At 67.6% G+C, this 24,820-nt stretch carries 24 protein-coding genes and 1 tRNA gene; 11 read left to right on the top strand and 14 right to left on the bottom strand.

Annotated elements, in window-relative coordinates:
• Nucleotides 1-33 precede the first annotated feature (33 nt).
• The 4 genes from sdhC to BM249_RS06445 all read left to right on the top strand — a co-directional run bounded on the left by sdhC (nt 34) and on the right by BM249_RS06445 (nt 3,559).
• A complete protein-coding gene (gene sdhC, locus BM249_RS06460) occupies nt 34-435 on the top strand; it encodes a succinate dehydrogenase, cytochrome b556 subunit (RefSeq protein ID WP_091970089.1) in 402 nt (133 codons plus the stop codon).
• Nucleotides 436-446: 11 nt separating this feature from the next.
• Nucleotides 447-848, top strand: a complete 402-nt coding sequence (gene sdhD / locus BM249_RS06455) for a succinate dehydrogenase, hydrophobic membrane anchor protein (protein ID WP_091970087.1) — start codon at nt 447-449, stop codon at nt 846-848.
• Between the two features lie 28 nt (nt 849-876).
• Nucleotides 877-2,691: a succinate dehydrogenase flavoprotein subunit gene (gene sdhA, locus BM249_RS06450; protein WP_091970084.1), complete on the top strand. Its 1,815-nt coding sequence runs from the start codon at nt 877-879 to the stop codon at nt 2,689-2,691.
• Nucleotides 2,692-2,755: 64 nt separating this feature from the next.
• Nucleotides 2,756-3,559, top strand: coding sequence for a succinate dehydrogenase iron-sulfur subunit (locus tag BM249_RS06445; RefSeq protein WP_091970082.1), 804 nt, complete (start codon nt 2,756-2,758; stop codon nt 3,557-3,559).
• Between the two features lie 189 nt (nt 3,560-3,748).
• Here the strand turns inward: BM249_RS06445 and BM249_RS06440 are convergent, their stop codons facing one another.
• From BM249_RS06440 to BM249_RS06430, 3 genes are all read right to left on the bottom strand, one after another.
• Complete coding sequence (locus tag BM249_RS06440; protein WP_091970081.1) at nt 3,749-6,910, bottom strand: multidrug efflux RND transporter permease subunit; 3,162 nt, start codon at nt 6,908-6,910, stop codon at nt 3,749-3,751.
• Between the two features lie 3 nt (nt 6,911-6,913).
• Nucleotides 6,914-8,140 carry an efflux RND transporter periplasmic adaptor subunit gene (locus BM249_RS06435; protein ID WP_091970079.1) on the bottom strand — a complete coding sequence of 409 codons (1,227 nt, stop codon included), beginning with the start codon at nt 8,138-8,140 and terminating at the stop codon, nt 6,914-6,916.
• 346 nt (nt 8,141-8,486) lie between these two features.
• On the bottom strand, nt 8,487-8,804 hold the full coding sequence (locus tag BM249_RS06430; protein ID WP_091970077.1) for a hypothetical protein: 318 nt from the start codon (nt 8,802-8,804) through the stop codon (nt 8,487-8,489).
• Nucleotides 8,805-9,125: 321 nt separating this feature from the next.
• On the opposite strand from BM249_RS06430, the gene BM249_RS06425 reads away from it, so the two are divergent.
• Together BM249_RS06425 and BM249_RS06420 are read left to right on the top strand one after the other, a co-directional pair.
• Entirely contained in the window at nt 9,126-9,701 is a 576-nt protein-coding gene (locus BM249_RS06425) for a L,D-transpeptidase (protein ID WP_091970075.1), read from the top strand.
• Nucleotides 9,702-9,800: 99 nt separating this feature from the next.
• Nucleotides 9,801-10,604, top strand: a complete 804-nt coding sequence (locus tag BM249_RS06420) for a TSUP family transporter (RefSeq protein ID WP_091970073.1) — start codon at nt 9,801-9,803, stop codon at nt 10,602-10,604.
• Here BM249_RS06420 and BM249_RS06415 read toward each other — a convergent pair whose 3' ends face one another.
• Together BM249_RS06415 and BM249_RS06410 are read right to left on the bottom strand one after the other, a co-directional pair.
• Nucleotides 10,605-11,651, bottom strand: coding sequence for a MaoC family dehydratase (locus BM249_RS06415; RefSeq protein ID WP_091970071.1), 1,047 nt, complete (start codon nt 11,649-11,651; stop codon nt 10,605-10,607). It abuts the gene before it with no gap.
• Between the two features lie 113 nt (nt 11,652-11,764).
• Nucleotides 11,765-12,067, bottom strand: a complete 303-nt coding sequence (locus BM249_RS06410; protein WP_091970069.1) for a YggT family protein — start codon at nt 12,065-12,067, stop codon at nt 11,765-11,767.
• A gap of 122 nt (nt 12,068-12,189) precedes the next feature.
• On the opposite strand from BM249_RS06410, the gene BM249_RS06405 reads away from it, so the two are divergent.
• Nucleotides 12,190-12,265: transfer RNA gene (locus BM249_RS06405), tRNA-Ala, on the top strand.
• A gap of 125 nt (nt 12,266-12,390) precedes the next feature.
• Here the strand turns inward: BM249_RS06405 and BM249_RS06400 are convergent.
• Nucleotides 12,391-13,761, bottom strand: a complete 1,371-nt coding sequence (locus BM249_RS06400) for an RsmB/NOP family class I SAM-dependent RNA methyltransferase (RefSeq protein WP_091970136.1) — start codon at nt 13,759-13,761, stop codon at nt 12,391-12,393.
• Between the two features lie 85 nt (nt 13,762-13,846).
• Between BM249_RS06400 and BM249_RS06395 the strand changes: the two genes are divergently transcribed.
• Nucleotides 13,847-14,071: a DUF1674 domain-containing protein gene (locus BM249_RS06395; RefSeq protein WP_091970067.1), complete on the top strand. Its 225-nt coding sequence runs from the start codon at nt 13,847-13,849 to the stop codon at nt 14,069-14,071.
• A gap of 6 nt (nt 14,072-14,077) precedes the next feature.
• Here the strand turns inward: BM249_RS06395 and BM249_RS06390 are convergent, their stop codons facing one another.
• Both BM249_RS06390 and bluB read right to left on the bottom strand, forming a co-directional pair.
• On the bottom strand, nt 14,078-14,578 hold the full coding sequence (locus BM249_RS06390; RefSeq protein ID WP_244528621.1) for a L,D-transpeptidase: 501 nt from the start codon (nt 14,576-14,578) through the stop codon (nt 14,078-14,080).
• Between the two features lie 191 nt (nt 14,579-14,769).
• Entirely contained in the window at nt 14,770-15,459 is a 690-nt protein-coding gene (bluB, locus tag BM249_RS06385) for a 5,6-dimethylbenzimidazole synthase (RefSeq protein WP_091970064.1), read from the bottom strand.
• 394 nt (nt 15,460-15,853) lie between these two features.
• On the opposite strand from bluB, the gene BM249_RS06380 reads away from it, so the two are divergent.
• Nucleotides 15,854-16,228 carry a DUF2794 domain-containing protein gene (locus BM249_RS06380; protein ID WP_091970062.1) on the top strand — a complete coding sequence of 125 codons (375 nt, stop codon included), beginning with the start codon at nt 15,854-15,856 and terminating at the stop codon, nt 16,226-16,228.
• 75 nt (nt 16,229-16,303) lie between these two features.
• On the opposite strand, the gene BM249_RS06375 is transcribed toward BM249_RS06380, so the two are convergent.
• The 3 genes from BM249_RS06375 to BM249_RS06365 all read right to left on the bottom strand — a co-directional run bounded on the left by BM249_RS06375 (nt 16,304) and on the right by BM249_RS06365 (nt 20,575).
• A complete protein-coding gene (locus BM249_RS06375; RefSeq protein WP_091970060.1) occupies nt 16,304-17,071 on the bottom strand; it encodes a Bax inhibitor-1/YccA family protein in 768 nt (255 codons plus the stop codon).
• 214 nt (nt 17,072-17,285) lie between these two features.
• Nucleotides 17,286-19,865, bottom strand: coding sequence for an ABC transporter permease (locus BM249_RS06370; protein ID WP_091970058.1), 2,580 nt, complete (start codon nt 19,863-19,865; stop codon nt 17,286-17,288).
• A gap of 2 nt (nt 19,866-19,867) precedes the next feature.
• Nucleotides 19,868-20,575, bottom strand: a complete 708-nt coding sequence (locus tag BM249_RS06365; protein WP_091970057.1) for an ABC transporter ATP-binding protein — start codon at nt 20,573-20,575, stop codon at nt 19,868-19,870.
• Nucleotides 20,576-20,723: 148 nt separating this feature from the next.
• Here BM249_RS06365 and BM249_RS06360 point away from each other — a divergent pair, with 148 nt between their 5' ends.
• Together BM249_RS06360 and thpR are read left to right on the top strand one after the other, a co-directional pair.
• Nucleotides 20,724-21,353, top strand: a complete 630-nt coding sequence (locus BM249_RS06360; protein ID WP_244528620.1) for an arylesterase — start codon at nt 20,724-20,726, stop codon at nt 21,351-21,353.
• On the top strand, nt 21,353-21,895 hold the full coding sequence (thpR, locus tag BM249_RS06355) for an RNA 2',3'-cyclic phosphodiesterase (protein WP_091970055.1): 543 nt from the start codon (nt 21,353-21,355) through the stop codon (nt 21,893-21,895). Before BM249_RS06360 ends, thpR begins: the two co-directional genes overlap by 1 nt.
• 46 nt (nt 21,896-21,941) lie before the next feature.
• Here thpR and BM249_RS06350 read toward each other — a convergent pair whose 3' ends face one another.
• From BM249_RS06350 to BM249_RS06340, 3 genes are all read right to left on the bottom strand, one after another.
• Nucleotides 21,942-23,255, bottom strand: a complete 1,314-nt coding sequence (locus BM249_RS06350) for a hemolysin family protein (protein ID WP_091970133.1) — start codon at nt 23,253-23,255, stop codon at nt 21,942-21,944.
• Nucleotides 23,256-23,367: 112 nt separating this feature from the next.
• Nucleotides 23,368-24,339 carry a type I pantothenate kinase gene (gene coaA, locus BM249_RS06345; protein WP_091970131.1) on the bottom strand — a complete coding sequence of 324 codons (972 nt, stop codon included), beginning with the start codon at nt 24,337-24,339 and terminating at the stop codon, nt 23,368-23,370.
• A 47-nt stretch (nt 24,340-24,386) separates the two neighbouring features.
• Complete coding sequence (locus BM249_RS06340; RefSeq protein ID WP_091970053.1) at nt 24,387-24,710, bottom strand: phosphoribosyl-ATP diphosphatase; 324 nt, start codon at nt 24,708-24,710, stop codon at nt 24,387-24,389.
• Nucleotides 24,711-24,820 lie beyond the last annotated feature (110 nt).

The raw sequence follows: 24,820 nt of genomic DNA, 5'->3' as shown, positions 1-24,820 counted from the left end.
GCCGCGTCACCCATCGAGAAAGTCGGAAACACGATGGCTCCCACCGCCCGTCCCACGGTCACCGCACCGCTTTCGCCGCACCTTCAGGTCTATCGCTGGACCTGGACCATGGCGATGTCGGTGTTCCACCGCATCACCGGCACGGCCCTCTACGGTGGCACCGCCCTCGTGGCGATCTGGCTCGTGGCCCTGGCGGCCGGGCCGGCGGCCTATGGCTGGGTTGCGGGCTTCTTCGGTTCGGTGTTCGGCAAGCTCGTGCTGTTCGCCTACACCTGGGTGCTCCTGCACCACATGCTCGGCGGTCTGCGCCACTTCATCTGGGATGTCGGCCACGGCTTCGATCGCGAGCGCCGCATGTGGCTAGCGCGCGGCACCCTCATCGGCTCCGTGATCCTGACCGTCCTGATCTGGGCCCTCGCCCTCGTGATCCGCTGAGGAGCCGCACCATGGCCCAACCCTCCCCCAGCCTTCGTACCGCCCGCGCCCGCGTGAAGGGGCTCGGCGCTTCCGGACACGGCGCCGGCCATTGGTGGCAGCAGCGCGTCACCGCCGCGCTCAACATCCCGCTGATGATCGGCTTCATCGTCATCATCGCCATGATGGCTGGGCGCCCCTACCCCGAGGCCGTCGCCCTGGTGTCGCATCCCTTGGCGGCCCTCGTGCTCATCGGCGGCGTCCTGTCGGTGACCCTCCATATGCGCATCGGCATGCAGGTGGTCATCGAAGATTACGTCCACGACAAGGGCCTGAAATTCGCGGCCCTGTTCGCCAACACCACCTACGCCGTCGCCGTCGCGGTGGCCTGCCTCTACGCGATCCTGCGCGTGAGCCTCGCCCGCCTCGTCTGACCGCATCCGAGAACCGAAGGACCTGTCCATGGCCAGCAACGGATCGAGCGGCACGCCCGCCTACGCCATCATCGACCACACCTTCGACGTCGTCATCGTCGGCGCCGGCGGCGCGGGCCTGCGCGCCACCGTGGGCTGTTCCCAGGCGGGCCTGCGCACGGCCTGCATCACGAAGGTGTTCCCGACCCGCTCTCACACGGTGGCGGCCCAGGGCGGCATCTCGGCGTCGCTGGGCAACATGGGGCCGGACGATTGGCGCTGGCACATGTACGACACCGTGAAGGGCTCGGACTGGCTCGGCGATCAGGACGCCATCGAGTACCTCGTGCGCAACGCGCCGGCCGCGGTCTACGAGCTCGAGCACTGGGGTGTCCCGTTCTCGCGCACGGAAGAGGGCAAGATCTACCAGCGCCCCTTCGGCGGCATGACCACGGATTACGGCAAGGGCACCGCCCAGCGTACCTGCGCGGCGGCCGACCGCACCGGCCACGCCATGCTGCACACGTTGTATGGCCAGGCGGTGAAGAACAACACCAACTTCTTCATCGAGTACTTCGCCCTCGACCTCATCATGGATGACGAGGGCCGCTGCCTCGGCGTCATCGCGATCGATCAGGCGACGGGCGAAATTCACCGCTTCCGCGCCCAGCAGACGATCCTGGCGACGGGCGGTTACGGTCGCTCCTACTTCTCGGCGACTTCGGCCCATACCTGTACGGGTGACGGCAACGCCATGGTGCTGCGCGCCGGCCTGCCCCTGCAGGACATGGAATTCGTGCAGTTCCACCCCACCGGCATCTACGGTGCCGGCTGCCTCATCACCGAGGGCGCGCGCGGCGAGGGCGGCTACCTCACCAATTCCGAGGGCGAGCGCTTCATGGAGCGCTACGCGCCGTCCGCCAAGGACCTCGCCTCCCGCGACGTGGTCTCCCGCTCCATGACCATGGAGATCCGGGCCGGGCGCGGCGTCGGCAAGTCGAGCGACCACATCTATCTGCACCTCGACCACCTCGATCCGGCGATCCTGCACCAGCGCCTGCCGGGCATCTCCGAGTCGGCGAAGATCTTCGCGGGCGTCGACGTCACCAAGGAGCCGATCCCGGTGCTGCCGACGGTGCACTACAACATGGGCGGCATCCCGACGAACTATCACGGCGAAGTGCTGACCCTGAAGAATGGCAATCCCGACACGGTCGTGCCGGGCCTGATGGCGCTCGGCGAAGCGGCCTGCGTCTCCGTGCACGGGGCCAACCGCCTCGGCTCCAACTCCCTCATCGACCTCGTGGTGTTCGGCCGCGCGGCGGGCCTGCGCTGCGCAGAGATCGTCGAACCCGGTCGCCGCCAGATGGACCTGCCGAAGGGCTCCGCCGACAAGGCGCTAAGCCGTCTCGACCGCTTCCGCTACGCCGACGGCGGCACGCCCACGGCCGAACTGCGCGCCGCCATGCAGAAGACGATGCAGAACAACTGTGCGGTCTTCCGCACCGGTGAAGTGCTGGAAGAGGGCAAGACCCTCATCCACAAGGTCGCTTCGGGCCTTGCCGACATCCACGTCACCGACCGTTCGCTGATCTGGAACACCGATCTCCTCGAGACCCTGGAGTTCGACAACCTCATCGGCCAAGCCGTCGTCACCATGGAGTCGGCTGCCAACCGCAAGGAAAGCCGTGGGGCGCATGCCCGCGAGGACTTCCCGGACCGCGACGACAAGGAATGGATGAAGCACACCCTTGCGTGGATGGACGATTCCTCAAAGCAGGTCTCGATCGATTATCGCCCGGTGCATACCTACACCATGTCGAACGAGATCCAATACATCGAGCCGAAGGCTCGGGTGTATTGAGTCCTTCGCTCGGGCTGGATGCCGCCGTCGCTTAATCTCTTTCAGACACGTACAGGGACGCCTGATGGCTGAATTCGCCCTCCCCAAGAACTCCCAGGTCACCGAGGGGAAGACCTGGCCGCGCCCGGCCGGCGCAAACAACCTGCAGGAGTTCCGGATCTACCGCTGGAACCCCGATGACGGGAAGAATCCCCGTGTCGATACCTATCAGGTCGACCGGGACGATTGCGGGCCGATGGTCCTTGACGCCCTGCTGTGGATCAAGAGCAAGGTCGATTCGACCCTGGTGTTCCGTCGCTCCTGCCGCGAGGGTATCTGCGGTTCCTGCGCCATGAACATCGAGGGCCAGAATGCTCTGGCCTGCACCATGGGCATCGACGAGTGTCAGGAGCACGCCAAGGGCAAGAAGACCGGCGCCGTGCGGATCTACCCGCTGCCGCACATGCCGGTGTTGAAGGACCTCGTGCCGGATCTCACGAACTTCTTCGCCCAGCACGCCTCCGTCGAACCCTGGCTCCAGACCGAGACCCCCGCGCCCGAGGGCGAGTGGAAGCAGACCCCGGAGGACCGGGCGCAGCTCGACGGGCTCTACGAGTGCATCCTGTGCGCCTGCTGCACGACGTCCTGCCCGAGCTACTGGTGGAACGGTGACCGCTTCCTCGGCCCCGCCGCGCTTCTCCAGGCCTATCGCTGGCTCATCGACAGCCGGGATGAGAACACCGGCGAGCGTCTCGACGCCCTGCACGACCCATTCCGGCTCTACCGCTGCCACACGATCATGAACTGCGCCAACGCCTGCCCCAAGAGCTTGAACCCGGCCAAAGCCATCGCCGAGATCAAGAAGATGATGGTCGCCCGCGAAGTCTGAGCGGCGGGACCGCACGAGACAGGGGCACGCGGTTTTCACCGGGTGCCCCTTTTTGTTTCGGGTTCGAAGGACAAGCCCTTCGCGGGTCCAGGCAAGAGTCCTGAGAAACTGGCCCTGGAAAAGACGTCGGGCTCTGCCCGACACCCGCCGAAGGGATGATCCCTTCGGTATCCCGGTACAGTGCTCAGATCACTCGGCCGCTGCGGGGTGATGGGATGCGGCGGCCGGCTTCGCCTCGGGCTGCATGCCCTCCATTGCTTCCTTGCGCCGGAACAGGCGCATCACCACCACGAAGAACACCGGCACGAACAGCACGGCGAGGAGGGTCGCCGAGATCATGCCGCCCATCACGCCCGTGCCGATGGCCTGCTGGCTCTTCGAGGCGGCGCCCGTCGCGATGGCCAGGGGCACCACGCCGAGGATGAAGGCCAGCGAGGTCATGACGATGGGGCGGAACCGCAGGGTCGACGCCTCGATGGTGGCGTCGACGAGGCTCTTGCCCGGCTTCCAGAGGTCTTTCGCAAATTCCACGATCAGGATCGCGTTCTTCGCCGAAAGGCCGATGATCGTGATGAGGCCGATCTTGAAGTAGACGTCGTTGGGCATGCCCCGTAGATACACCGCCGCCACGGACCCGATGACGCCAAGCGGAATCACCAAGAGTACCGAAAGCGGGATCGTCCAGCTCTCGTAGAGGGCGGCCAGACACAGGAAGACGATGAGCACCGATAGGGCGAGGAGCAGGCTCGCTTGGCTGCCGGCGAGCTTTTCCTGCAGCGACTGCCCGGTCCAGGTGTAGCCGAAGCCCTTGGGCAATTGCTGCATCAGACGCTCCATCTCGGCGATGGCGTCGCCCGAAGTGTAGCCGGGATTGGGCTCGCCGGTGATCCGCACCGACTGGTAGCCGTTGAAGCCGACGATCTGGCTCGGTCCCATGCCCCATTTGAGTTCGGCGAAGGACGACATCGGCACCATGGCGCCCTGGGCGTTCTTCACGGCGTAGCTCAGCAGATCGGTGGCCTGCATCCGCTGAAGCTGCTCGGCCTGGACGTAGACGCGCTGCATCTTGCCCTGGTTCGGGAAGTCGTTGGTGTAGACCGAGCCGAGATTCACCTGAATGGTCGAATTGATGTCCTCGAACTTCACCCCGAGGGCGGCGGCTTTTTCGCGGTCGATGATGAGTTCCGCCTGCGGAGCCGGCGGCAGACCCTCGATCTTCATCTTCTGCAGAACCGGACTCTTCTTCGCCAGGGACAGGAGCTGCGTCTCAGCCGCCGTGAGGGCCGAATACCCGCGCTGGGCACGGTCCTGCAGGCGGAACGAGAAGCCCGCCGCGTTGCCGAGGTTGTCCACGGGTGGCGGTTCCTGGGCATCGACGATGGCGTCGCGGTAGCCGGCCAGCGCCGCGTTGGTGCCCGCCACCAGGGCGGCGGCGGAACTCGACGCGTCCCGCTCACTCCACGGCTTTAGGGTCACGAAGGCCTGGCTGAGATTCGCCCCCTGCCCCGAGAACGAGAAGCCGTTGAGCATCGTCACCGTGGCGACGCCGGGCTGAGCCAGGAGATGTTCCTCGACCTTCCGCACCGCCGCCTGCGTCCGGTTAAACGAGGCGCCGGGGGGCGCCTGGATATCGACGGTGAAGAAGCCTTGATCCTCGAGGGGCAGGAAGCCTTCCGGCAGGCGCATGAACGCGAAGGCGACGCCTGCCACGAGGGCGAGATACACCACCATGATCCGGCCCGAGGCTTTGATGAACCACGCGACACCGCGCCCGTAGCGCGCCGTCTCCCGGTCGACGATGCGGTTGAACCAGCCGAAGAAACCGCCCTTGGCATGGGCATGGCCCTTCGCCACGGGCTTCAGCAGGGTCGCGCACAGGGCCGGGGTCAGGGACAGGGCCAGCAGCGCCGAGAAGCCGATGGACGTCACCATGGCGATGGAGAACTGCCGGTAGATGATGCCCACCGAGCCGGGGAAGAACGCCATGGGGATGAACACCGCCACCAGCACCAGGGTGATGCCGATGATGGCGCCGGTGATCTGCTCCATGGCCTTGGCGGTGGCTTCCTTCGGGGGGAGCCCCTCCTCGTTCATGATGCGCTCGACGTTCTCGACGACCACGATGGCGTCGTCGACGAGGATGCCGATGGCCAGCACCATGCCGAACATGGTGAGCACGTTGATCGAGAAGCCCGCGAGCAGCATCACCGTCACGGTCCCCATCAGCGCGATGGGCACCACGATGGTGGGAATGAGCGTGTAACGGATGTTCTGCAGGAACAGGAACATCACGATGAACACCAGCACCACGGCTTCCACGAGGGTGTGCAGCACCTTCTCGATGGACGCTTTCACGGCGGGCGTGATGTCGTACGGAATGTCCCATTTCAGTCCCGGCGGGAAGAACTGCGACAGTTCCTCCATTTTGGCCCGGATCGCCTGGGCGGTCTCCAGGGCGTTGCCGTCGGGCGCGAGGGTGACGGAGATACCGGCCGCCTCGCCGCCGTTGAGGCGGGTCGAGAACTGGTAGGCGTCGCCGCCGAGTTCGATCCGGGCCACGTCGCGCAGGCGCACGTTCGAGCCGTCGGAATTGGCCCGCAGCACGATGGCGCCGAAATCGTCGACGGTGTTGAGCTGGCCCTTGACGATGATGGGCGCGAACACGGCGGTCTTCACCGGGCTCGGCTGCGCGCCGACGGCGCCCGATGCGATCTGGATGTTCTGGTTGCGGATGGCGTCCGTCACGTCCTCGGGACTGAGCGACAGGCCGCGGAGCTTGTCGGGGTCGACCCAGACGCGCAGGGACCGTTCCGTCGAGTAGAGGGTGGCGCGGCCCACCCCCGGTACGCGCCGGATCTCGTTGATGACGTTGCGGATGAGGAAGTCGCCGAGACCGATCTCGTCCATCTTCCCGTCCGTCGAGACGAGGGTGATGATGTTCAGCGTCGCGGCCGAAGCCTCTTCCACCAGAATGCCCTGCTGGCGCACCTCCGCCGGCAGGCGCGCTTCGACGCGCTTGAGGCGGTTCTGCACTTCGACGGAGGCCAGGGCCGGATCGGTGCCCGGCTGGAACGTCGCCGTGATGTTGATGGAGCCGAACGAGTCGGTCGTCGACTCGAAGCTCATGATGTTGGCAGCGCCGTTGAGCTCGTCCTCGATGAGGCGGGTGGTGCCGGTGTAGAGGCTTTCCACCGAGGCGCCGGGAAATGCCGTCGAGAGGGCGATGGATGGCGGGGCGATCACCGGATACTGCGCCACCGGCAGCATCGGGATCGACAGAACGCCGCCCAGGATGATGAACAGGGCGACGACCCAGGCGAAGACCGGCCGTTCGATGAAGAAGCGCGCCATGGTTCAGCGCACCTGAGCGGCGGATTGGGCGCCGGGCGCGGGCTCCGGCACGTCGGTGTCACGCGGCTTCGGCTTCTTCGATTCCTCCGTGGCGGGGTGGAGGTCCACGGTCTTCACCGGCTGACCGGCGGAGATCTTCTGAACGCCCTCGACCACGACACGGTCACCGACCTTCAAGCCCTCGCGCACGATCCATTGGCTGTCGACCACGGGGCCGACCTCGATGGGCTGAAGCATGACCTTGTCGTCCTCGCGCACCACCCAGACCTCGGGCTTGCCGTCGCTGGTGCGCTGGATCGCTTGCTGCGGGACCGCGAGGGCATCCGTATCGATGCCCTGCTTGATCCGGGCCCGGACATACATGCCGGGGAACAGCTCGTCGTGCGGGTTCGGGAACTGGACGCGCAGGGTCACCTGACCGGTGCTCGGATCGGCGGTGACGTCGGAAAACAGAAGCCGCCCGGCCGAGCCGTAAAGGGAGCCGTCATCCATGATGAGATGGACGTTGGCGGTGTCGGCGGAGAGGCGCGAGAGTTCGCCGCTGGCGAGGTCCCGGCGCAGCTTGTTCAGTTCGCCCACCGACTGGGTGATATCGACATAGATCGGATCGAGTTGCTGGATCGTCGCGAGAACCGCGGCCGTACCCTGATCGACCAGCGTGCCCTCGGTGAGGAGGGCGCGGCCGATGCGACCCGAGATCGGTGCGCGCACGTCGGTGTAATTGAGATTCAGCTTGGCCCGGTCGCGAGACGCCTTGGCGCCGGCAACCTCGGCCTCGGCCTGCTTCAGGCCCGCATAGGCGCTGTCGTACTGGGCTTGGCTCGCCGTCTGGCGCGACAGGAGCTGTTCCAGGCGGTCGGCCTGCTGGCGGGCGAGAACCAGGGCGGCTTCCGTCTTGGCGAGCACCGCTTCCGCGCTCTGGAGCTCGACCTCGAAGGGCGCCGGATCGATCTTGTAGAGGACGTCGCCCTCCTTGACCAAGCTGCCTTGCTCGAAGGTCCGCTTGATGACGAGGCCGGAGACCCGCGAGCGAACCTCGGCGATCCGCATGGGGGCGACGCGGCCGGGCAAATCGCGCACGTACGGAATCGGCTGCTCGCGCACCGTCACGATGCTCACTTCCGGCGGCGGGGGCGGGACCGGGGCGGCGGCCTGCTGCTTCTGGTTACAGGCCGACAGGGTGACGAGGACGATGCCGGCGGCGACGGCGGTCGACCGGACCCGGAGCATGCGTGTGGAGGGGGACGTCACGATCGATTCGCTCCTGCGAAATTCGGTCGCGGCGCAGCCCGTATCGTCGGGACGGCACCACGGCATTCAAAGGTCCACGCAAGGCCGCCTCCGCATCGGGAGGGGATCGCGCAGCGAGCGTCGGGCCATAGGGAGCCAGCCCGGACGAGAGGATGCGTTCGGCATCGACGGGACGGCAGCATCGCTGCCCGGTATCGTATGATGGACGAATCTGGCGAACCGACGACAGCGCCCCGATCCGGAACCGATCTGTACCCCTGCGTGAGTTTCAGGTGGACACCACAACGTTCCGTTAAGAGATCCGGGCACGCCGCTGCGTGCTCGATCAGCCGATCGGGCGCGGCGGCCTGTCCGGCGGAGGTTCGCGGCGGGCCTCAAGCCAGTTGGTATGCCGTGGCGCGAAGGCCGCGAGCATCTGGCTGACGACACCGAACCTTGGGGTCGGCCCGGGAAGGGCCTCACGGAGGTCGTCGATCTCGTTGCCGAGGCGGGTCAGCTGAGGCGTCTCGTCGGAGAGGGACGTTGCCCCGATTCCCAGGAGGGCACGATGCTGCACCGGCGGGGGCGTGTCGAACACAGCCGTCGCCATCACGACGGGGCAAGCGACCAAGAGCAGGATCAGCAGCCGGAAGACGCGCAGCAATAGCCTGCTTCGGCCCAAGGCCGAACGTGAAGAGAGCCTGCCAATGGCCGGCGCCTGAGGGGAGACTGGACCGCTCACCCTCCGACTGTGGGGACGAATGCCCGGCTCAACAAGTTCCTGCGGCATTCTGTCATGGTTGCTTGCCGCCGAGTGCGAGAACCGAGGTAGCTGGCGTTGCCGGGATCACACAGGTTCGGGCCAACGCCCCCGGCGCGGTTGACCGTGCAGACAGCGGCGGCCAAGTCTGCACGCCCCGACCATCTGCCAGTTGGGTCTGGCGCCGTCGGGGCGCCGGCCCCGCTTCGGCTGGAGGACAAGATCATGCAGACCCGTCGCGGCTTCGCCGCATCGGCCCTGGCGGCCGCCCTCACCCTCGCGGCGGCTCCGAACGCGCGAGCCGGCAACCTGTTCGACAGCGGCCCCATCGCCGACTTCATGAACATCTTTCGCGAGCAGGCCATCCCGCGCGAGACCGTGGCCTGGAAGGGCAGTGAGAAGCCCGGCACCGTCGTGGTCTCGACTAGTCAGCGCCGGCTCTATTACGTGCTCGGTGGCGGTCAGGCCGTGCGCTACGGCGTCGGTGTCGGCCGCCAAGGCTTCTCGTGGACCGGTCAGAAGACCGTGACCATGAAGAAGGAATGGCCGGATTGGCGTCCGCCGGCTCAGATGCTGGCGCGTCGCCCCGACCTGCCGCGCTTCATGGCCGGCGGCCAGGACAATCCGCTGGGCGCCCGCGCCCTTTATCTCGGTTCCTCGCTCTACCGCATTCACGGCTCGAACGAGCCCGAGACCATGGGGGCGGCGGTCTCGTCGGGCTGCATCCGGATGACCAACAAGGATGTCGTCGATCTCTACAACCGGGTGAAGGTCGGCACGAAGGTCGTCGTCCGCAACTGATCGTTTCGCGCTTCAGGACGCTTGAAGCCCGATGCGTCCTGAAGCGCGATGTTCCGCCTGCCTCCGGTCGGCTCTTTCTGAACCATTGCCAGAGGCGTCATGATTTTCGGTCTCGATCCCAGCCTGCTCGCGGGCCTGTTCGCCGTGGCGGTCGCGGCAGGGTGTGTCGACGCCATCGCGGGCGGCGGCGGTCTCCTCACCCTGCCGACCCTGCTGCTCGCCGGCCTCGATCCCGTGAGCGCCATCGCGACGAACAAGCTGCAGGGATCGGCCGGGGCGGTCTCCTCCACCTATGCCTTCGCCCGGCGCGGCCTGATCCACTGGCCGGCGGCCTGGAAGATCGCCGTCGCGGCGGGGCTGGCATCCATTGTCGGCGCCCTGTGCGTCAGCCTGCTGCCGCGACCAGTCCTCGATGCCGGCGTGCCGATCCTGCTCATCGGAATCGCTCTCTACTTTGCCACGGCCCGTCGCATGAGCGCCGAGGACGCCACGGCGCGGATCAGTCCAGCCCTGTTCGCCCTCACCTGGGCGCCCATGGTGGGGTTCTACGACGGGGTGTTCGGGCCGGGGGCCGGGGCCTTCTACATGATCGGGTTCGTGACCCTGCTGGGCCTCGGCGTCGTGCGGGCCACCGCCCACACCAAGCTCGCCAACGCGTCGAGCAACCTCGGCAGCCTCGCCCTGTTCGCGTTCGGCGGTCACGTGGCCTGGGTGATCGGCCTGACTATGGCGGTGGGGGCGATCCTTGGCGCGCAAATCGGCGCCCGCCTCGCCATCCGCCTCGGCGCCCGCCTGATCCGGCCGCTCCTCGTCACCATTGCCTGCATCATGGCGCTTCGGTTGTTGTCCGACCCGGCGAACCCGCTGAGGCACGCCGTGGCCGGTCTCTGGGGCGCGCCCTGATCAGCGGGGCATGAACGCCCAGTAGTCGAGGTCGAGGATCACCGACGGATCGTACCCGTCGCCCTGTTTATCCGGATGGGCGCCGCAGGGCTGGTTCTTCGTCGCTACCGTGCGCAGGCGCAACAGACCGACATCGGACCGGCCTGGAAGTTCGGCCGTTTCCAGCACCTCGCTCCAGGCATAGACCGTGTCCCCAGCGAACAGCGGCGCCACGTGACGGCCGGCATTGATGCCCGCGATGGCGAAGGCGTTGGCGAGACCGTTGAAGCTGAGGGCGCGGGCGAGCGAGATCACGTGGCCGCCGTAGATCAGCCGCCGGCCGAACCGCGTGTCCTTCGTGGCGAAGGCATCGAAGTGAACCTTGGCGGTGTTCTGGAACAGGCGCGTGGCGATCTGGTGCTCGGCTTCCTCGACGGTCATGCCGTCGACGTGGTCGATCTTCTCGCCGACCACGTAGTCGGCGAAGCGGTGCGGACTGCCGGCGAGGTCGAAATCGTAAGAGCCGGTCGCGAGGGTCGGCAGCGCGGTGGCGAGGTCGGCGGGCGACACGACCTTGGCGAAGGTCGGCACGTGCTCCTGGGTGATCTTCGCTTCCGGATCACGCTTCTTCACCAGCACCCAGCGGCAATAGCTCAGCACCGTTTCGCCATTCGCGTCCGATCCCGTGGAGCGCACGTAGACAACACCCGTCTGGCGGTTCGAGCTCTCCTTCAGGCCGATGACCTCGGAGACCGTGGACAGGGTCTCACCCGGATAGACCGGCCGGCGGAACCCACCTTCGGCATAGCCGAGATTGGCCAGGGCATTGAGCGAGATGTCCGGCACGGTCTTGCCGAACACCACGTGGAAGGTGAGCAGATCGTCGAGGGGGCTCTGCGGGTAGCCGATGGACTTGGCGAAGGCGTCCGACGACTGCACGGCGAAGCGGGGGCCGTAGAGCGCGGTGTAGAGGGCGACATCGCCCGTCGTCACCGTGCGCGGCGTGGCATGGCGAATGGTCTCGCCGAGGCGGTAATCCTCGAAGAAGCGGCCGGGATTGGTCTTCATGGAAGCGGATCGTCCTGTTGGCGGATTTCGCGAGGGCGGATGCCGGTTCCGCGTCGCCCTCGACGCTGTTCGGAGGCTGCGGCGGGTCGAGACCGGCCCACCGGGATCAGGGTTCAGCGCATATAGACGGTGGTCTGCACCGGCAGAAATTCGTGGAGCAGGCGGCTCGCGAACAGGAGCAGCAGCACCAGCACGATGGGCGACAGATCGACGCCGCCGAGGTTCGGCAGAACGTTGCGGATCGGCCGCAGCACCGGCTCGGTGAGCCGGTAGAGCACTTCGCCGATCTGCGACACGATGGGATTGCGGACGTTCACGACGTTAAACGCCACCAGCCAGCTCAGGACGGCGCTGGCGATGAGCACGTAGATGAAGAGTTGGACGACGGTGTCGAAGAGCCAGAGGAAGGCGTTCATGCGGGGGATCGAGGTCCTCGTGGTCCAACGCCCCGGGCGCGGGTCACGCGCACGCAAAGCGAATGGATTTCCGGAATTGACAGGCCGGCGTGTGCGAGCCTAAAAGGCCCGCACCCCGGAACGGGGCTGTAGCTCAGATGGGAGAGCGCCGCAATCGCACTGCGGAGGTCAGCGGTTCGATCCCGCTCAGCTCCACCAGGTTTCTTTCTTGACGAAAGACTCGGTGGTTTAACGGCTTGAGCCCGCAGGGTTCGCCGGTCGGTTTTCTCGAAGAATCAGGAAATGTCGGCGACCGCCCTGGCGGTCGCCTCTTCGTGTTTGGCTCATGCGGCTCGGCGCAGGCGGCTCGCGAAGAAGCCGTCGAGGCCGCCCATCTGTCCGGGCGTCGTGCGGCCGAGGTGCGAAGGCAAGGTGCGCAGATCGCCCTGCGCGTCGATGCATTCGGAGAGTCCGCCGAGTTCGTCGACCGTTACCGGCACACGCTCGAAGCCGTCGTTACGCTTGAGGAAATCCCGCACCTGCTTCTCGCCCTCCTCCGGCTCAAGGGAGCAGGTGCAGTAGACGAGGAGGCCGCCGGATTTCACCAGGATCGCCGCCCGGTCGAACAGCCGGCGCTGGAGGGCGGCCAAGCGAAGGATGTCGTTGCCCTCCTTGGTCCAGGCCACGTCAGGGTGTCGCCGCAGGGTGCCGGTGGCCGAGCACGGCGCATCGAGCAGGACGGCATCGAACTGGCCGGGCTCCTCGACGTCGAGGGCGTTGCCGACGCGGATCTCGGCCGTGAGGCCGAGGCGCCCGAGATTCTCCCGCAGGCGCTCCAGGCGGGGCGCCGAGCGGTCGACGGCGACCACCGTCGCGCCGGCGGAGGCAAGCTGCGCCGTCTTGCCCCCCGGCGCCGCGCAGAGGTCGGCCACCCGCTGGCCGGGCGTGACGCTCAGCAGCCGCGCCGGGATCGCGGCGGCGGCGTCCTGCACCCACCAGGCACCTTCGGCATAGCCCGGAAGATCGGCCACGGCCGAACTGACCTCATGCAGGCGCACGCTTCCCGTCGGCAGGACGGTACCACCGAGGCGCTCGGCCCACTCGGCCGCCGAATTCTTGACCGTGATGTCGAGGGCCGCCCCGGCGAGATGCGCTCGTGCGATGGCCCCAGCCGTCGCCTCGCCGTAGGCGGCGCGCCAGCGTCCAGCGAGCCAGTCTGGAGTGTTGTCGGTGAGGGGATCGATCATGGCGGCGAGGATGTCGGCGCGCTCGCGCACGATCCGACGCAGGACCGCGTTGACGAGGCCCGACAGGTGCTGAAGCTGCGGATCGCCTTTGGCGATGCGGACGCCGAGATCGACGGCGGCATGGTCGGGCACGTTGAGATCGAGGATCTGTGCCGCACTCGTGGCCAGCAGGGCGACGAGGCGAGGTTGGCCCTCAGGTAGCCCCTGTGACAGCCGGGCGGCCAGAATCTGCTTCAGGAAGCCGAGGCGCCGGAACGTCGCCGTCGCGATGGCCCGGGCCAGGGCGGCATCGGCCGGGTCGAGCCCGGCATGGCGCCCGGCTTGCGCGAGGGCGTCTTCGAGGGCGAAAGCATGGGCACCGCCGAGGAGATCGGCCACCGCGCCGTGGGCGACCTGACGTGCGGCGAGGCCCGCGACGGTGCGGTCGATGACCGTCGTCGGTCCCTCCGCGTTACGGTGTGTCGCCATGAGGGCCATCTCTCCGTTAGGATCGGCCCGAACCGGGCCTTCTCGTTCCAAAGCCCTTTCACCCCTCGCCGCCGAGATGCAACCCATGCCCATCGAGGACGACACGGAAAACGCCGGACCGGACAGCCCGCCGCGGCCGCCTCTTTCGCCAGCCGCCATGCGGGCGCTGGCCGAGGCCGAAGCACGCCGGCAGGCCATCGACGCGCGGGCCGCCGAGATCGCCGCCGCCCGTGAACGTCAGGGGCGCGGCGGCCTGGAGCCGGTCCGCTACGACGATTGGGAGATCAAGGGCATCGCGGTTGATTTCTGAAGTCGATCAGCGAACCACGTAGACCGGTGTGCCGACGGAGACCCGGCTGTAGAGATCGACCACATCCTGATTGTACATGCGGATGCAGCCATACGAGGCGTAGGAGCCGATGGAGCTCGGACGGTTAGTGCCGTGGATGGCGTACTCGCCCCCCGAAAGGGTGAGGGCCGCCGAGCCCATGGGATTGTTGGGCGCGCCGCCCGCGATGATGTTGGGCAGGCGCGGATTGTCGCGCTTCACCTCGCGCGGCGGTGACCAGGCCGGTTGAACGTATTTGCCATCGATCTCGCGGGCGCCGGTCCATTGCTTGCCGGGCTTGCCCACCGCCACGGGGTAACGGATGGCCGTGCCGTCACCATTCACAAAATAGAGCTGTCGCGCCGCCGTGTGCACCACCACGGTGCCGGGGCCGACATCCTCCTGAAACGCCACTACCTCGCGGGCGGCGACGGGCGCCGTCGCGAGCCAGCAAGCCGCCGCAGCGACGGCGCATTCCCTCACACCCATCATCGTCCCGTCTCCGTCAAGCATCACGATCCTGACGACGACAATTCACGGCCAAGGTTGCCGTTCCGATTAAGTCGTATCGGTCCTTGGGGAAAACCACGTCGAACTTACCGGGAGGGTAAAGATCGAGCTTTCCCCGCGTCTTCGATTGCGAGCCTGCGTCTTCGTGGCCGCGTAACCTTGATGGCGCCTCAACGCTCGACGAGGTCCGCCGCGGCGGCGATCCGGTCCTGCCAACCGTGGCGGACGAGTTCGGGGTCGGCGTGTTCCTCCAGGGGGAAGCCGACGCATAGATAGGCGACGAGGTGCCAGGTGCGGGGCACGTCGAGGGCCGTGCTGACGGTTTCCGGCTCGATGATCGACACCCAGCCGACTCCGAGCCCATGCGCGCGGGCCGCGAGCCAGAAGGTCTGCACGGCGCCGACCACGGAGTAGCGCAGCATTTCCGGCATGGTGACGCGGCCGAGGCCGTATCCCGTCTCCGCGCCCTCGTCGCAGAACACCGCGAGGTGGACCGGTGCATCCCGCAGGCCCGAGAGCTTGAGGCGGAGGTAGGCTTCCCGTCGCTCTGCGGCGTAGCCAGCGGCGGCGGCGGCGTTGCAGCGCTCAAAACTCCGTACCACCGCCGCGCGCCGGGCGGCATCCCCCACCCGAACGAAGCGCCAGGGCTGGCTGTTGCCCACCGAGGGGCTCAGACAGGCGAGGTCGAGGCAATGGCGCAGGAGCGCGTCGTCGACGGGATCGGCCCGGAAGCGGCGCACGTCACGGCGCCACGCGAACAGGTCCGCGAGGGTCTGACGGAAGCCGGTGTCGAACTGGACCAAGACTGATCGTCCCGAAGGTGGAACCCATCGTCCCACGCGAAGCGCCACGACCCTCATAGACCCTGGCGCCGGGAGAGGCCCGAAAAAAAGGCCGCACTCTGAAAAGAGGCGGCCCTGAAGTCCTTGGGTCTCGAAACCTCTGGAGTGTCGGTTCGTGGGGGCCGGTCCCTGCCCGAGCGCTGGGGAGCGTGAGGTTCGGGCAGAAAGCCGGCCGACGAGACCGACGAGGTTCGGCAACACGTATGCCGTGTCATCGCGGCGGCGGCACGGCTTTATCGGGGCGAAATCGTGGTGGTGTGCCACCGCACGAAGCGGCACCCTCCGGGGCGCAAGTCGTGGATGTCGTACACGCAGGCGCGGCCCGCCGGTGTCCGATCCGCCCGCCGCCCTTGCGGGGCCTGGAGTGCGGGACCATCATCACAGCTTCATGACACTGCGATCAGGAGTGACGATGAGCGAGCGGACCAGCGTCGACCCAAGTCTGTCCGATCCGGTGGCCCGGATCATTCCCTTCCCCTCGGCGCCCGTCACTCCGCAGATCGCCTTCGACCGGGCTGAGTTGCGTGTCCTGTTCAACCTCTACGGACGCATGGTGGCGGCGGGAGAGTGGCGCGACTACGCCCTCGACTTCCGGCGCGACAAGGCGGTGTTCTCGATCTACCGGCGCACCTCCGAGATGCCGCTCTATCGCGTGGAGAAGGACCCCAAGCTTGCTCGCCGCCAGGGTGCCTACGCTGTCGTGGCAGCCTCCGGCCTCGTGATGAAGCGCGGACAGGATCTCGCCCGCGTGCTCGGCGTCCTCGAGCCACCCCTGCGCAGTGTCTGATCGGGTGACTTAAAATGAGAAAGGCCCCGGCGGTCACCCGCCGGGGCCTTTCTCATTCTGTGACTGCGGGGCGCCTTAGCGGCGGTCACCCAGGAGCGAGAGCAGCATCTGGAACATGTTGATGAAGTCCAGATAGAGCGTCAGGGCGCCGTTCACCGACATCTTGGCCGCACCCTCGGCATCGGCGCCGCTGTAGAGATACATTTCCTTCAGCTTCTGCGTGTCGTAGGCGGTGAGGCCCGCGAAGATGAGCACGCCGATGACCGAGATGGCGAACTGCAGGGCCGACGAGGCCATGAAGATGTTCACCAGCGAGGCGATGATGAGGCCGATGAGGCCCATCATCAGGAACGAGCCCATTCCCGACAGGCTGCGCTTGGTTGTGTAGCCGTAGAGGCTGAGGCCGCCGAAGGTCGCCGCCGTGATGAAGAACACCCGCACGACGCTGGCACCCGTGAACACGAGGAGCAGCGAGGACATGGACGCGCCCATCACCGCCGCGAAGGCGAAGAAGGTCATGCGGGCCGAGGCCGCCGACATGCGATCCATCCGCATGGAGAAGATGAAGATGAAGGCCAGCGGCGCCAGCATGATCACCCACTTGAGCGGGCTGGTGTAGAGGAGCTGGCCGAACGGCGTCAGCGCCATGCGGCCGGTCGCCGTCTGGGCAACGGCGGCCATGTTGAGGCCGAGGGCCACGAGACCCGAGATCCCGAGGCCAATGACCATGTTGTTGTAGACGCCGAGCATGAAGGCGCGCAGGCCCTGGTCGATGTCGACCTGGCTGCCGGCGTATCCCGTCGGCTGGGCGCCGACCCGGAAGGGGCTGTTGTCGAATGCCATGGGAGATTCCTTTGGAAACTCTCTCAGCGTGTGATTTGACGAACCGAGGCTCACGCACAGGACCTCTGGCATCCTGGGATGCCTCAGTCATAAATATGTTCCGTCGCCCCCGGCCGCACAAGGGGCCGGCTGAGCTTCGGATGGTGAATCTCCAGGGATCGGGGCCTGATTTTATTGGTTTAATCCGGGATTAAAACAGGCTTTGCATCTTTAATCAGAGCTGTCGCAGGTAGGAAGCCGGCTTGCGACCGAGGATGCGCCAAGTGCCCGCGAGGCCCAGACCGATGGCGAACACCACCGCCGAGGCCGCGACCAGCAGGGCGCCGGAAACATCGGGCGTGAATTCGAGCTTCATCACCCGGGTGACGATGACCCAGCCGGCCAGGGTGCCGGCCAGCACGCCGAAGATCGCCGTGGCTAGGCCCAGGGCGCCGTATTCCAGGGTATAGGCGGTCAGAAGCCGTCGCCGCGTCGCGCCGAGCACCTTCAGCACCACGGCGTCATAGAGGCGGGCGCGGTGGCCCGCCGCCAGGGCGCCGGCGAGGACGAACAGGCTCGCCACCACGGCGATGCCGCTGGCCCCCCGGATCGCCAGGACGAGCTTTCCCACCACTTCGTTGACGGCCTCCAGGGCCTCCTTGACCCGGATGCTGGTGACGGACGGATAGGCACGGGCGACGTCGCGCAGGATTACGGCCTCAGCCTTGGCATCGGGGCCGTTCGGGAGGGTCAAGGTCGCGAGGTCGGAGTGCGGCGCCCCCCGGAAGGTGCCGGGGGAGAACACCATCACGAAATTGATGCCCAGCGACCGCCACTCGACCTTGCGCAGGTTGGCGATTTTCGCCTCCAGCGTCCGCCCGAGGACGTTCACCGTCACGGTGCTGCCCACCGATAGGTTCAGGCTGCGGGCCAGTTCGGCGTCGAACGAGACGAGGGGCGTGCGCGCCTGTTCGGCGTTCCACCACGAGCCGGCGACGATCCGGGATCCTTCGGGGACATCCTCCGCGTAGGTGATGCCCCGATCGCCATCGAGGACCCAGGCGGCGTCCTCCGGGGGCTTGATCGCCGCGACGGGTACGCCGTCGAGGGCGGTGATGCGCCCGCGCATCATCGGCACGCGCTCGATCTTGGCGCCGGGTGCCTCCGTGCCGAGGAAAGCGTGGAAGCCGTCGGCCTCTGCAGCCGGGATGTCGAGGAAGAACAGGTTCGGCGCCCGGGCCGGCAGGGACCGGCTGAGGGTGTTGCGCACGTTGGCGTCGATGAGGCTGAGCGCCACGAGGAGGGTCACGCCGAGCCCCAGGGACAGCACGATGGCGGGGGTGAGCGCGCCGGGCCGGTGAAGGTTGGCCAGCGCCAGCCGGGGGGCTGCCGAGCGCGGGCGCGGCAGGCGGCGGGCGAGCGCCATGAGGCCAAGGGCGACGAGGCGCAGCAGGCCGAAGGCGATCGCGGCGGCGGCGATGAAGATGAGGGCGAGGCGCCGGTCGAAGGCCGTGGCGACGGCGAGCCCCACCAGCCCGGCGAGGGCCGCCGCCAGAATGAACCGGTAGCGCAGGCGCGTCTTCACGGAGCCCGGATCGACCACATCGCGGAACAGGCCCGAGACGGGAATGTCGTGGGCGCGTCCCAGGGGCAGGATCGCGAAGGCCAGGGCCGTCAGCAGGCCATAGGCGGCGGCGAGCGCCAGTTCGCCGGGGGCGATGGTCGGATTGAGGGGCAGCGGCAGGGCATCGTGGAACAGGGCGTCGACGGCGAAGGGCAGGCCCGCGCCGAGGGCGAGGCCGATGGTGGTCGCGAGTCCGGCGATGAGCATCACCTGGGTGAGATAGAGGGCGACCACCTGTCCGCCGGGGGCGCCGACGCTCTTGAGGGTGGCAATGGAGCCGCGCTTGCGTTCGACGAAGGCCGCCACCGCGTTGCCGACGCCGACGCCGCCGACGATGAGGGCGGTGAGGCCCACGAGGGTGAGAAACTGGGTGAAGCGCTCGATGCTTTTTGCAAAGCGCGGATCGGCATTGGAGCGAGCGCGCATCTCCCAACCAGCGTCGGGCGAGGCGGCCGCGATGGCGGCGGCGCGGCGCTCGATCTCGGCGTCGCTCGCGTCGGGCAATTGTAGACGGTAGCTCCAGCGGTTGAGGCTGCCCGGCTGAACGAGGCCAGTGGCGTCGAGGGCGGCGCGGGAGACGATGACCCGTGGGCCGAAGCCGATACCGGCGGCGATGCGGTCCGGCTCCGAAATCAAGGTCGCGCGGACCACGATGGGTGTGCCCGCCACGGTGATGCGGTCCCCGAGCTTGAGGTCGAGGCGGGTGAGCAGCACGGGATCGACCACGGCGCCATAGGCCCCGTCCGATTCCGCGAGCAGGCTCGCCAAGGGCCCGACCGGTTCGGTGACGAGGTCGCCCGTTGCCGGGTAGCCTTCCCCCACGGCCTTGAGTTCGACGAGGGCCGCGCCCTTGTCGCCGCCGGCGAGCGCCATGGCCCGCAGGGTCGTCACCACGGTGACGCGCCCCTGGGCTTCGAGCACGGCCCGCTCGTCCGGCGTCGCCTCGCGATTGATGAGGCTGTAGGTGAGGTCGCCGCCGAGGATGCGGGCGCCCTCGCGGCCGAGGCCGTCCGTCAGCGACCGGGCGATGGAGGCGACGCCCGCGATGGCCGCGACTCCTAGGGCGATGCAGGCGAGGAACACGGCAAAGCCCGCGAGGCCGCCGCGCAGCTCGCGCAGGGCGAGGCGAAAGGTCAGGGGCACCCCAAGGCGACGCGGGCGGGGCCTGAGGGCGGGAGCGGGTCCGTGCATGGTCAGGCCGCCAGGGCCGCTTCGACCCGGCCGGAGCGCAGGCTCACGGTCCGGTCGCAGAGCCGGGCGAGGCCGGGATCGTGGGTGACGAGGACGAGGGTGGCCCCCCGGTCGCGCTTAAGGGCGAAGAGCAGATCCACGATCTGCCGCCCCGTGGCCTCGTCCAGGTTGCCCGTGGGTTCGTCGGCGACGAGGATCGCCGGATCGGGCGCGATGGCCCGCGCGATGGCGACGCGCTGCTGTTCACCGCCCGACAGCTGAGCCGGATAGTGATGCAGGCGGTGGCCGAGGCCGACGGCTTCGAGTTCCGCCTTCGCCCGCGCATGCGCGTCGGGCTTGTCGGCGAGTTCGAGGGGCAGGGCCACGTTCTCCAGGGCCGTCATGGTCGGCACGAGGTGGAAGGCCTGGAACACGATCCCGATCCGCCGGCCACGAAACCGGGCCAGGGCATCCTCGTCGAGGCGGCCGAGATCGGTGCCCTCCACGGTGATCGCGCCCGCATCCGGCCGCTCCAGACCGGCCATGACCATCAATAAGGTCGACTTGCCCGATCCCGAGGGGCCGACGAGTCCGACCGCCTCGCCCGCAGCCACGTCAAGGGAGATGCCCCGCAGGACGTGAACGCGAGCCGCGCCGCGCCCGAGGCTGAGATCGACCCCGGCGAGGGAGATGGCGGGGGGAGCATGAGCGGGGTCGGCCTTGCCGGACATCGTTGGGAAACCGATCTGTGTGGAGACGGGGTATCGCTGAAGTCAGGGGCGGGGTTTTGCCGGAATGCGTCGGTGTTGGAAATCACATGGTGCCGATATGGCCCGCCGCGCCGCACGGCGCCACGGCCGCTTTGTCATGGTCGGCCTGATGGCGCTGTTTGCCGCACTCGGTCTCGCCGCCTCTCCTGCCCGGACGGCGTCGGGCGAACGACCCGTCTCGCTGGTGGCGTTCGGCGACAGCCTCACGGCCGGCTACCGGCTGCCGGCTTCCGCCGCCTTCCCGGCGGTGCTCGAACGGGCGCTGCGCGACAAGGGCCGAGCGGTCACCATCGCCAATGCGGGTGTCTCGGGCGACACCAGCACGGGCGGCCTCGACCGCCTCGACTGGTCGGTGCCGGACGGGACCGATGGGGTGATCCTCGAACTCGGCGCCAACGACATGCTGCGCGGCACCGATCCGGCCGTGACCCGCAAGGCCCTCGACACCATCATCACCCGCCTCAAGGCGCGTCACATCCCGGTGATGCTCGCCGGTATGAAGGCGGCGCCGAATCTCGGCCCGGATTACGTCGCCCGGTTCGACGCGATCTATCCGGATCTCGCGAAGGAGCATGGCCTCATCCTGTACCCGTTCTTCCTCGACGGGATCGCGGGCGACAAGGCCTACAACCTCGATGACCGGCTCCATCCCAACGTGAAGGGCGTCGAGACCATCGTGGCGGGCATCCTGCCGAGCGTCGAGACTTTCCTCGACCGTCTCCAGGCCGTGAGCCGCTGATGCCGCGCTTGTTCACCGGGATCGCCCTGCCGTCCGAAGTCGCCGAGCACCTCGCCCGGGCGCGGGGCGCCCTGGAGGGCGCCCGCTGGATCGAACCGTCCGACTATCACATCACCCTGCGTTTTCTCGGGGATGTCGACGAGACCGTGGCGGAAGCCTTGCACGAGGGGCTCGTCGCCGCACGCATCCGCCCTCCCCTGGATCTGGTCCTCGATGGCCTCGGGGTGTTCGGGAATGACAAGCCACGCTCGCTCCTGGCGACGGTCGCGGCCAATCTGGACCTGTCGGACTTACAGGCGGAGCACGAACGGATCTCCCGCGATGCCGGAGCGGAGCCCGATACGCGCCGGTTCACACCGCACGTCACCCTCGCCCGCTTCAATCGGCAGGTTCGCGCGCCTCAAGTGGCGCACTACCTCGCGGAGGCTGGGTTCTTCCCGCCCCGGCCGTTCACCGCGACGCACGTCACCCTGTTCTCGGCCCGCGCCTCCACGGGCGGCGGTCCCTACCTCGTCGAGGCTGTCTACCCGTTGGGCGGCTGATTCGAAGGGATCGCTCCTTCGGCGGGTGTCGGCCAGCGCCCGACCGTCATGCCCGCAGGGGCGTCGCCAGCACCTTGTCGACGCGGCGCCCGTCCATATCCACCACCTCGAAGCGCCAGCCATGGGTCTCGAAGGCGTCGCCCGCCGCTGGAATCCGTCCGAGTTGGAAGATCACGAAACCAGCCAGCGTCGCGAAATCCTCGGTGTCCGGATGCTCGGTGAAGGCGAGGCGTTCGAAGGCCTGCCCCGCCGGCATCATGCCGTCGATGAGGAGCGAGCCGTCCTCGCGCTCGACCACCGCCGGTTCGTCGCCGATCTCCGGAATGTCGCCCGCGATGGCTTCGAGCAGATCGGTCTGGGTGACGATGCCCTCCAGGCTCCCGTACTCGTCGACCACGATGGCCATCCGCACGGGCTGGGCCTGGAAGATCTCAAGCACGGCCAGGATCGATAGGCTCTCGTGCACGACGATGGGCTGCTGGGTCGCGGCGAGGACGTCGATGGCGTTGCCGTCGAGGACCTGATTGAGGAGGTCCTGCTTGCGCACCACACCGACGACTTCGTCCACCTGCGAGCGGCTGACCACGATCTGAGCATGGTCACATGCGCGCACGGCCTTCAGGATGGCCGCGCGGTCATCGTCGGCATCGATCCAGGCGACCTCGTGCCGAGGAGTGATGATGTCGCGGACCTTGCGTTCGCCGATGGAGAAAATGCGCTCCACGGCCTCCTGCTGCGCCTCGCGGATGAGGCCCGCTTCCTGGCTCGCCTGGATCAGAAGGTTCAATTCCGCCGTCGAATGCAGGGCGCCTTCGCCGTGACCGGCCTTGAGACCGCACAGGCGCACGACGCCGTTGCCGAGGCCGTTGAGGAACAGGATCGCCGGCCGGAACACGAAGAGGAACAGGCTGAGCGGCCGCACCACCGTGAGCGCCGTCTGCTCGCTACGCTGGAGAGCGAGGCTTTTGGGGGCGAGTTCACCGAGCACGATGTGCAGGGCGGTGATGATGACGAAGGAGATCGCCACCGCGATGGTATGGGCGGCGACGAAGCCCGCCGTGGACGGAAGCCAGGCCACGGCCGGTTCGATGAGGTGGGCGAGCGCCGGTTCACCGACCCAACCGAGCGCCAGGGACGAGATGGTGATGCCGAGCTGGGTCGCGGCCAGATGCGCGTCGAGCTGGTCGGTGGCGCGCTGGAGGGCCTTGGCGTTGGTTCGCCGGTCGGTGACGAGCTCTGCCACCCGGCTGCGCCGTACGGACACGAGAGCGAACTCGGCGGCCACGAAGAACCCGTTGGCCAGCACGAGGACGAGGACCGCAACGAGGCCGAGGCCGGTTGCCCACGCTTGATCGGAAATCGTCGTCTCCACCGCTCGGGTCGCGGCGCGAGATCTAACAGTTGTGCCTCACGGGGCCAATCGCCCCAGCCGATTCACCCGCAGCAATCTGCGGCAGGCTCGGCGGTGGACTTTACAGCCGGCGCAAGGCGACGCTCTCGATACGATGGCTCGCGCCCTTGGCGAGAATGAGGCTCGCGCGCTGGCGCGTCGGCAGGATGTTGTCGCGCAGGTTGGGCAGGTTGATCGTCGTCCAAAGGGTGTCGGCGATCTTGAGGGCTTCGGCTTCTGTCACCTCGGCGTAGCGCCGGAAGTAGGAAAGCGGATCGCGAAACGCCGTCTGGCGCAGGCGCAGGAAGCGGTTGACGTACCAGCGGTGCAGATCGTCCTCGTGGCCGTCGAGGTAGATGGAGAAGTCGAAGAAGTCGGAGACGAACGGAATCGCCGTGCCGTCGCGGGGCAGGCGCGCGGGCTGGAGCACGTTCAGACCCTCGACGATGAGAATGTCGGGGGATTCGACCACCCGTTCCTCGCCCGGCACGACGTCGTAGACGAGGTGCGAGTAGAGGGGAGCAGCGACCCGCTTCTTGCCGGCCTTGATGTCCGTGAGGAAGCGCAGGAGGGCGGCTGTGTCGTAGCTCTCCGGAAAGCCCTTTCGGTCCATGGCGTCCATGGCCTTGAGCTCGGCATTGGGCAGCAGGAACCCGTCCGTGGTGACGAGATCGACCTTCGGCGTGTTGGGCCAGCGCGCCATGAGGGCGGTCAACACCCGCGCGGTGGTGGACTTGCCCACCGCCACCGAGCCGGCCACACCGATGATGTACGGCACCTTGGCCTCACCCTCGGCCATGAGAAAGCGCTGGGTCGCCTTGAAGAGTCCCTGTGTCGCCGCGACGTAAAGGGAGAGCAGGCGCGATAGGGGCAAATAGATCGCCTCGACCTCTTCCACGGAGATCGGGTCATTGAGGGATTGCAGGCGCGTCACATCGTCCGCGGTGAGGGTCAAGGGGGTGTCGGCGCGTAGCTGCGCCCATTCCTCGCGGGTGAACAGACGGTAGGGGGAGAGCCGTTCGGGGCCGAGGCCGGTGACGGGGTCCTGCCCCACGGCGGGATCGCGCTCGGAATGCGGCGTCACGCCGAGGGCCGTCTTCGTCACGTCTGCCTCCGGGCGGCCTTCTCGGCGATGCCGCTCTGAGCCGTGCGCCGTTCGAGCTCCGCCATGACCTCGTCGAGGCCGACGCCACCGGCCCGAAGCAAAACCACGAGGTGGTAGAGCACGTCCGCCGCCTCGCTCACGAGACCGCCCCGGTCGCCTTGCACCGCTGCTATGGCGGCTTCCACGGCTTCCTCGCCAAGCTTCTTCGCCGGCTTCGCCGGACCGCCGGCCAGGAGTTTCGCGGTGTAGGATTGGTCGGCCGGGGCCTGGGCGCGCTCGGCCACGAGGGCATCCAGATCGGCGAGGGTGAAGGCGGTCATACGGTCTCGAATCCCGGGATCCCGGAGTTATCGTGCCACTCCATGAAGAAAGTTGCACTGGCGATCATGGAGGACGACTCAGCCCCGGGGTAAGGCGAGGCACCGGGTTC

The organism is Methylobacterium gossipiicola, assembly GCF_900113485.1.
Lineage (GTDB): Bacteria > Pseudomonadota > Alphaproteobacteria > Rhizobiales > Beijerinckiaceae > Methylobacterium > Methylobacterium gossipiicola.
Note: the sequence above shows the minus strand (reverse complement) of the source record. Positions and strands in the feature narration are given on the sequence as shown.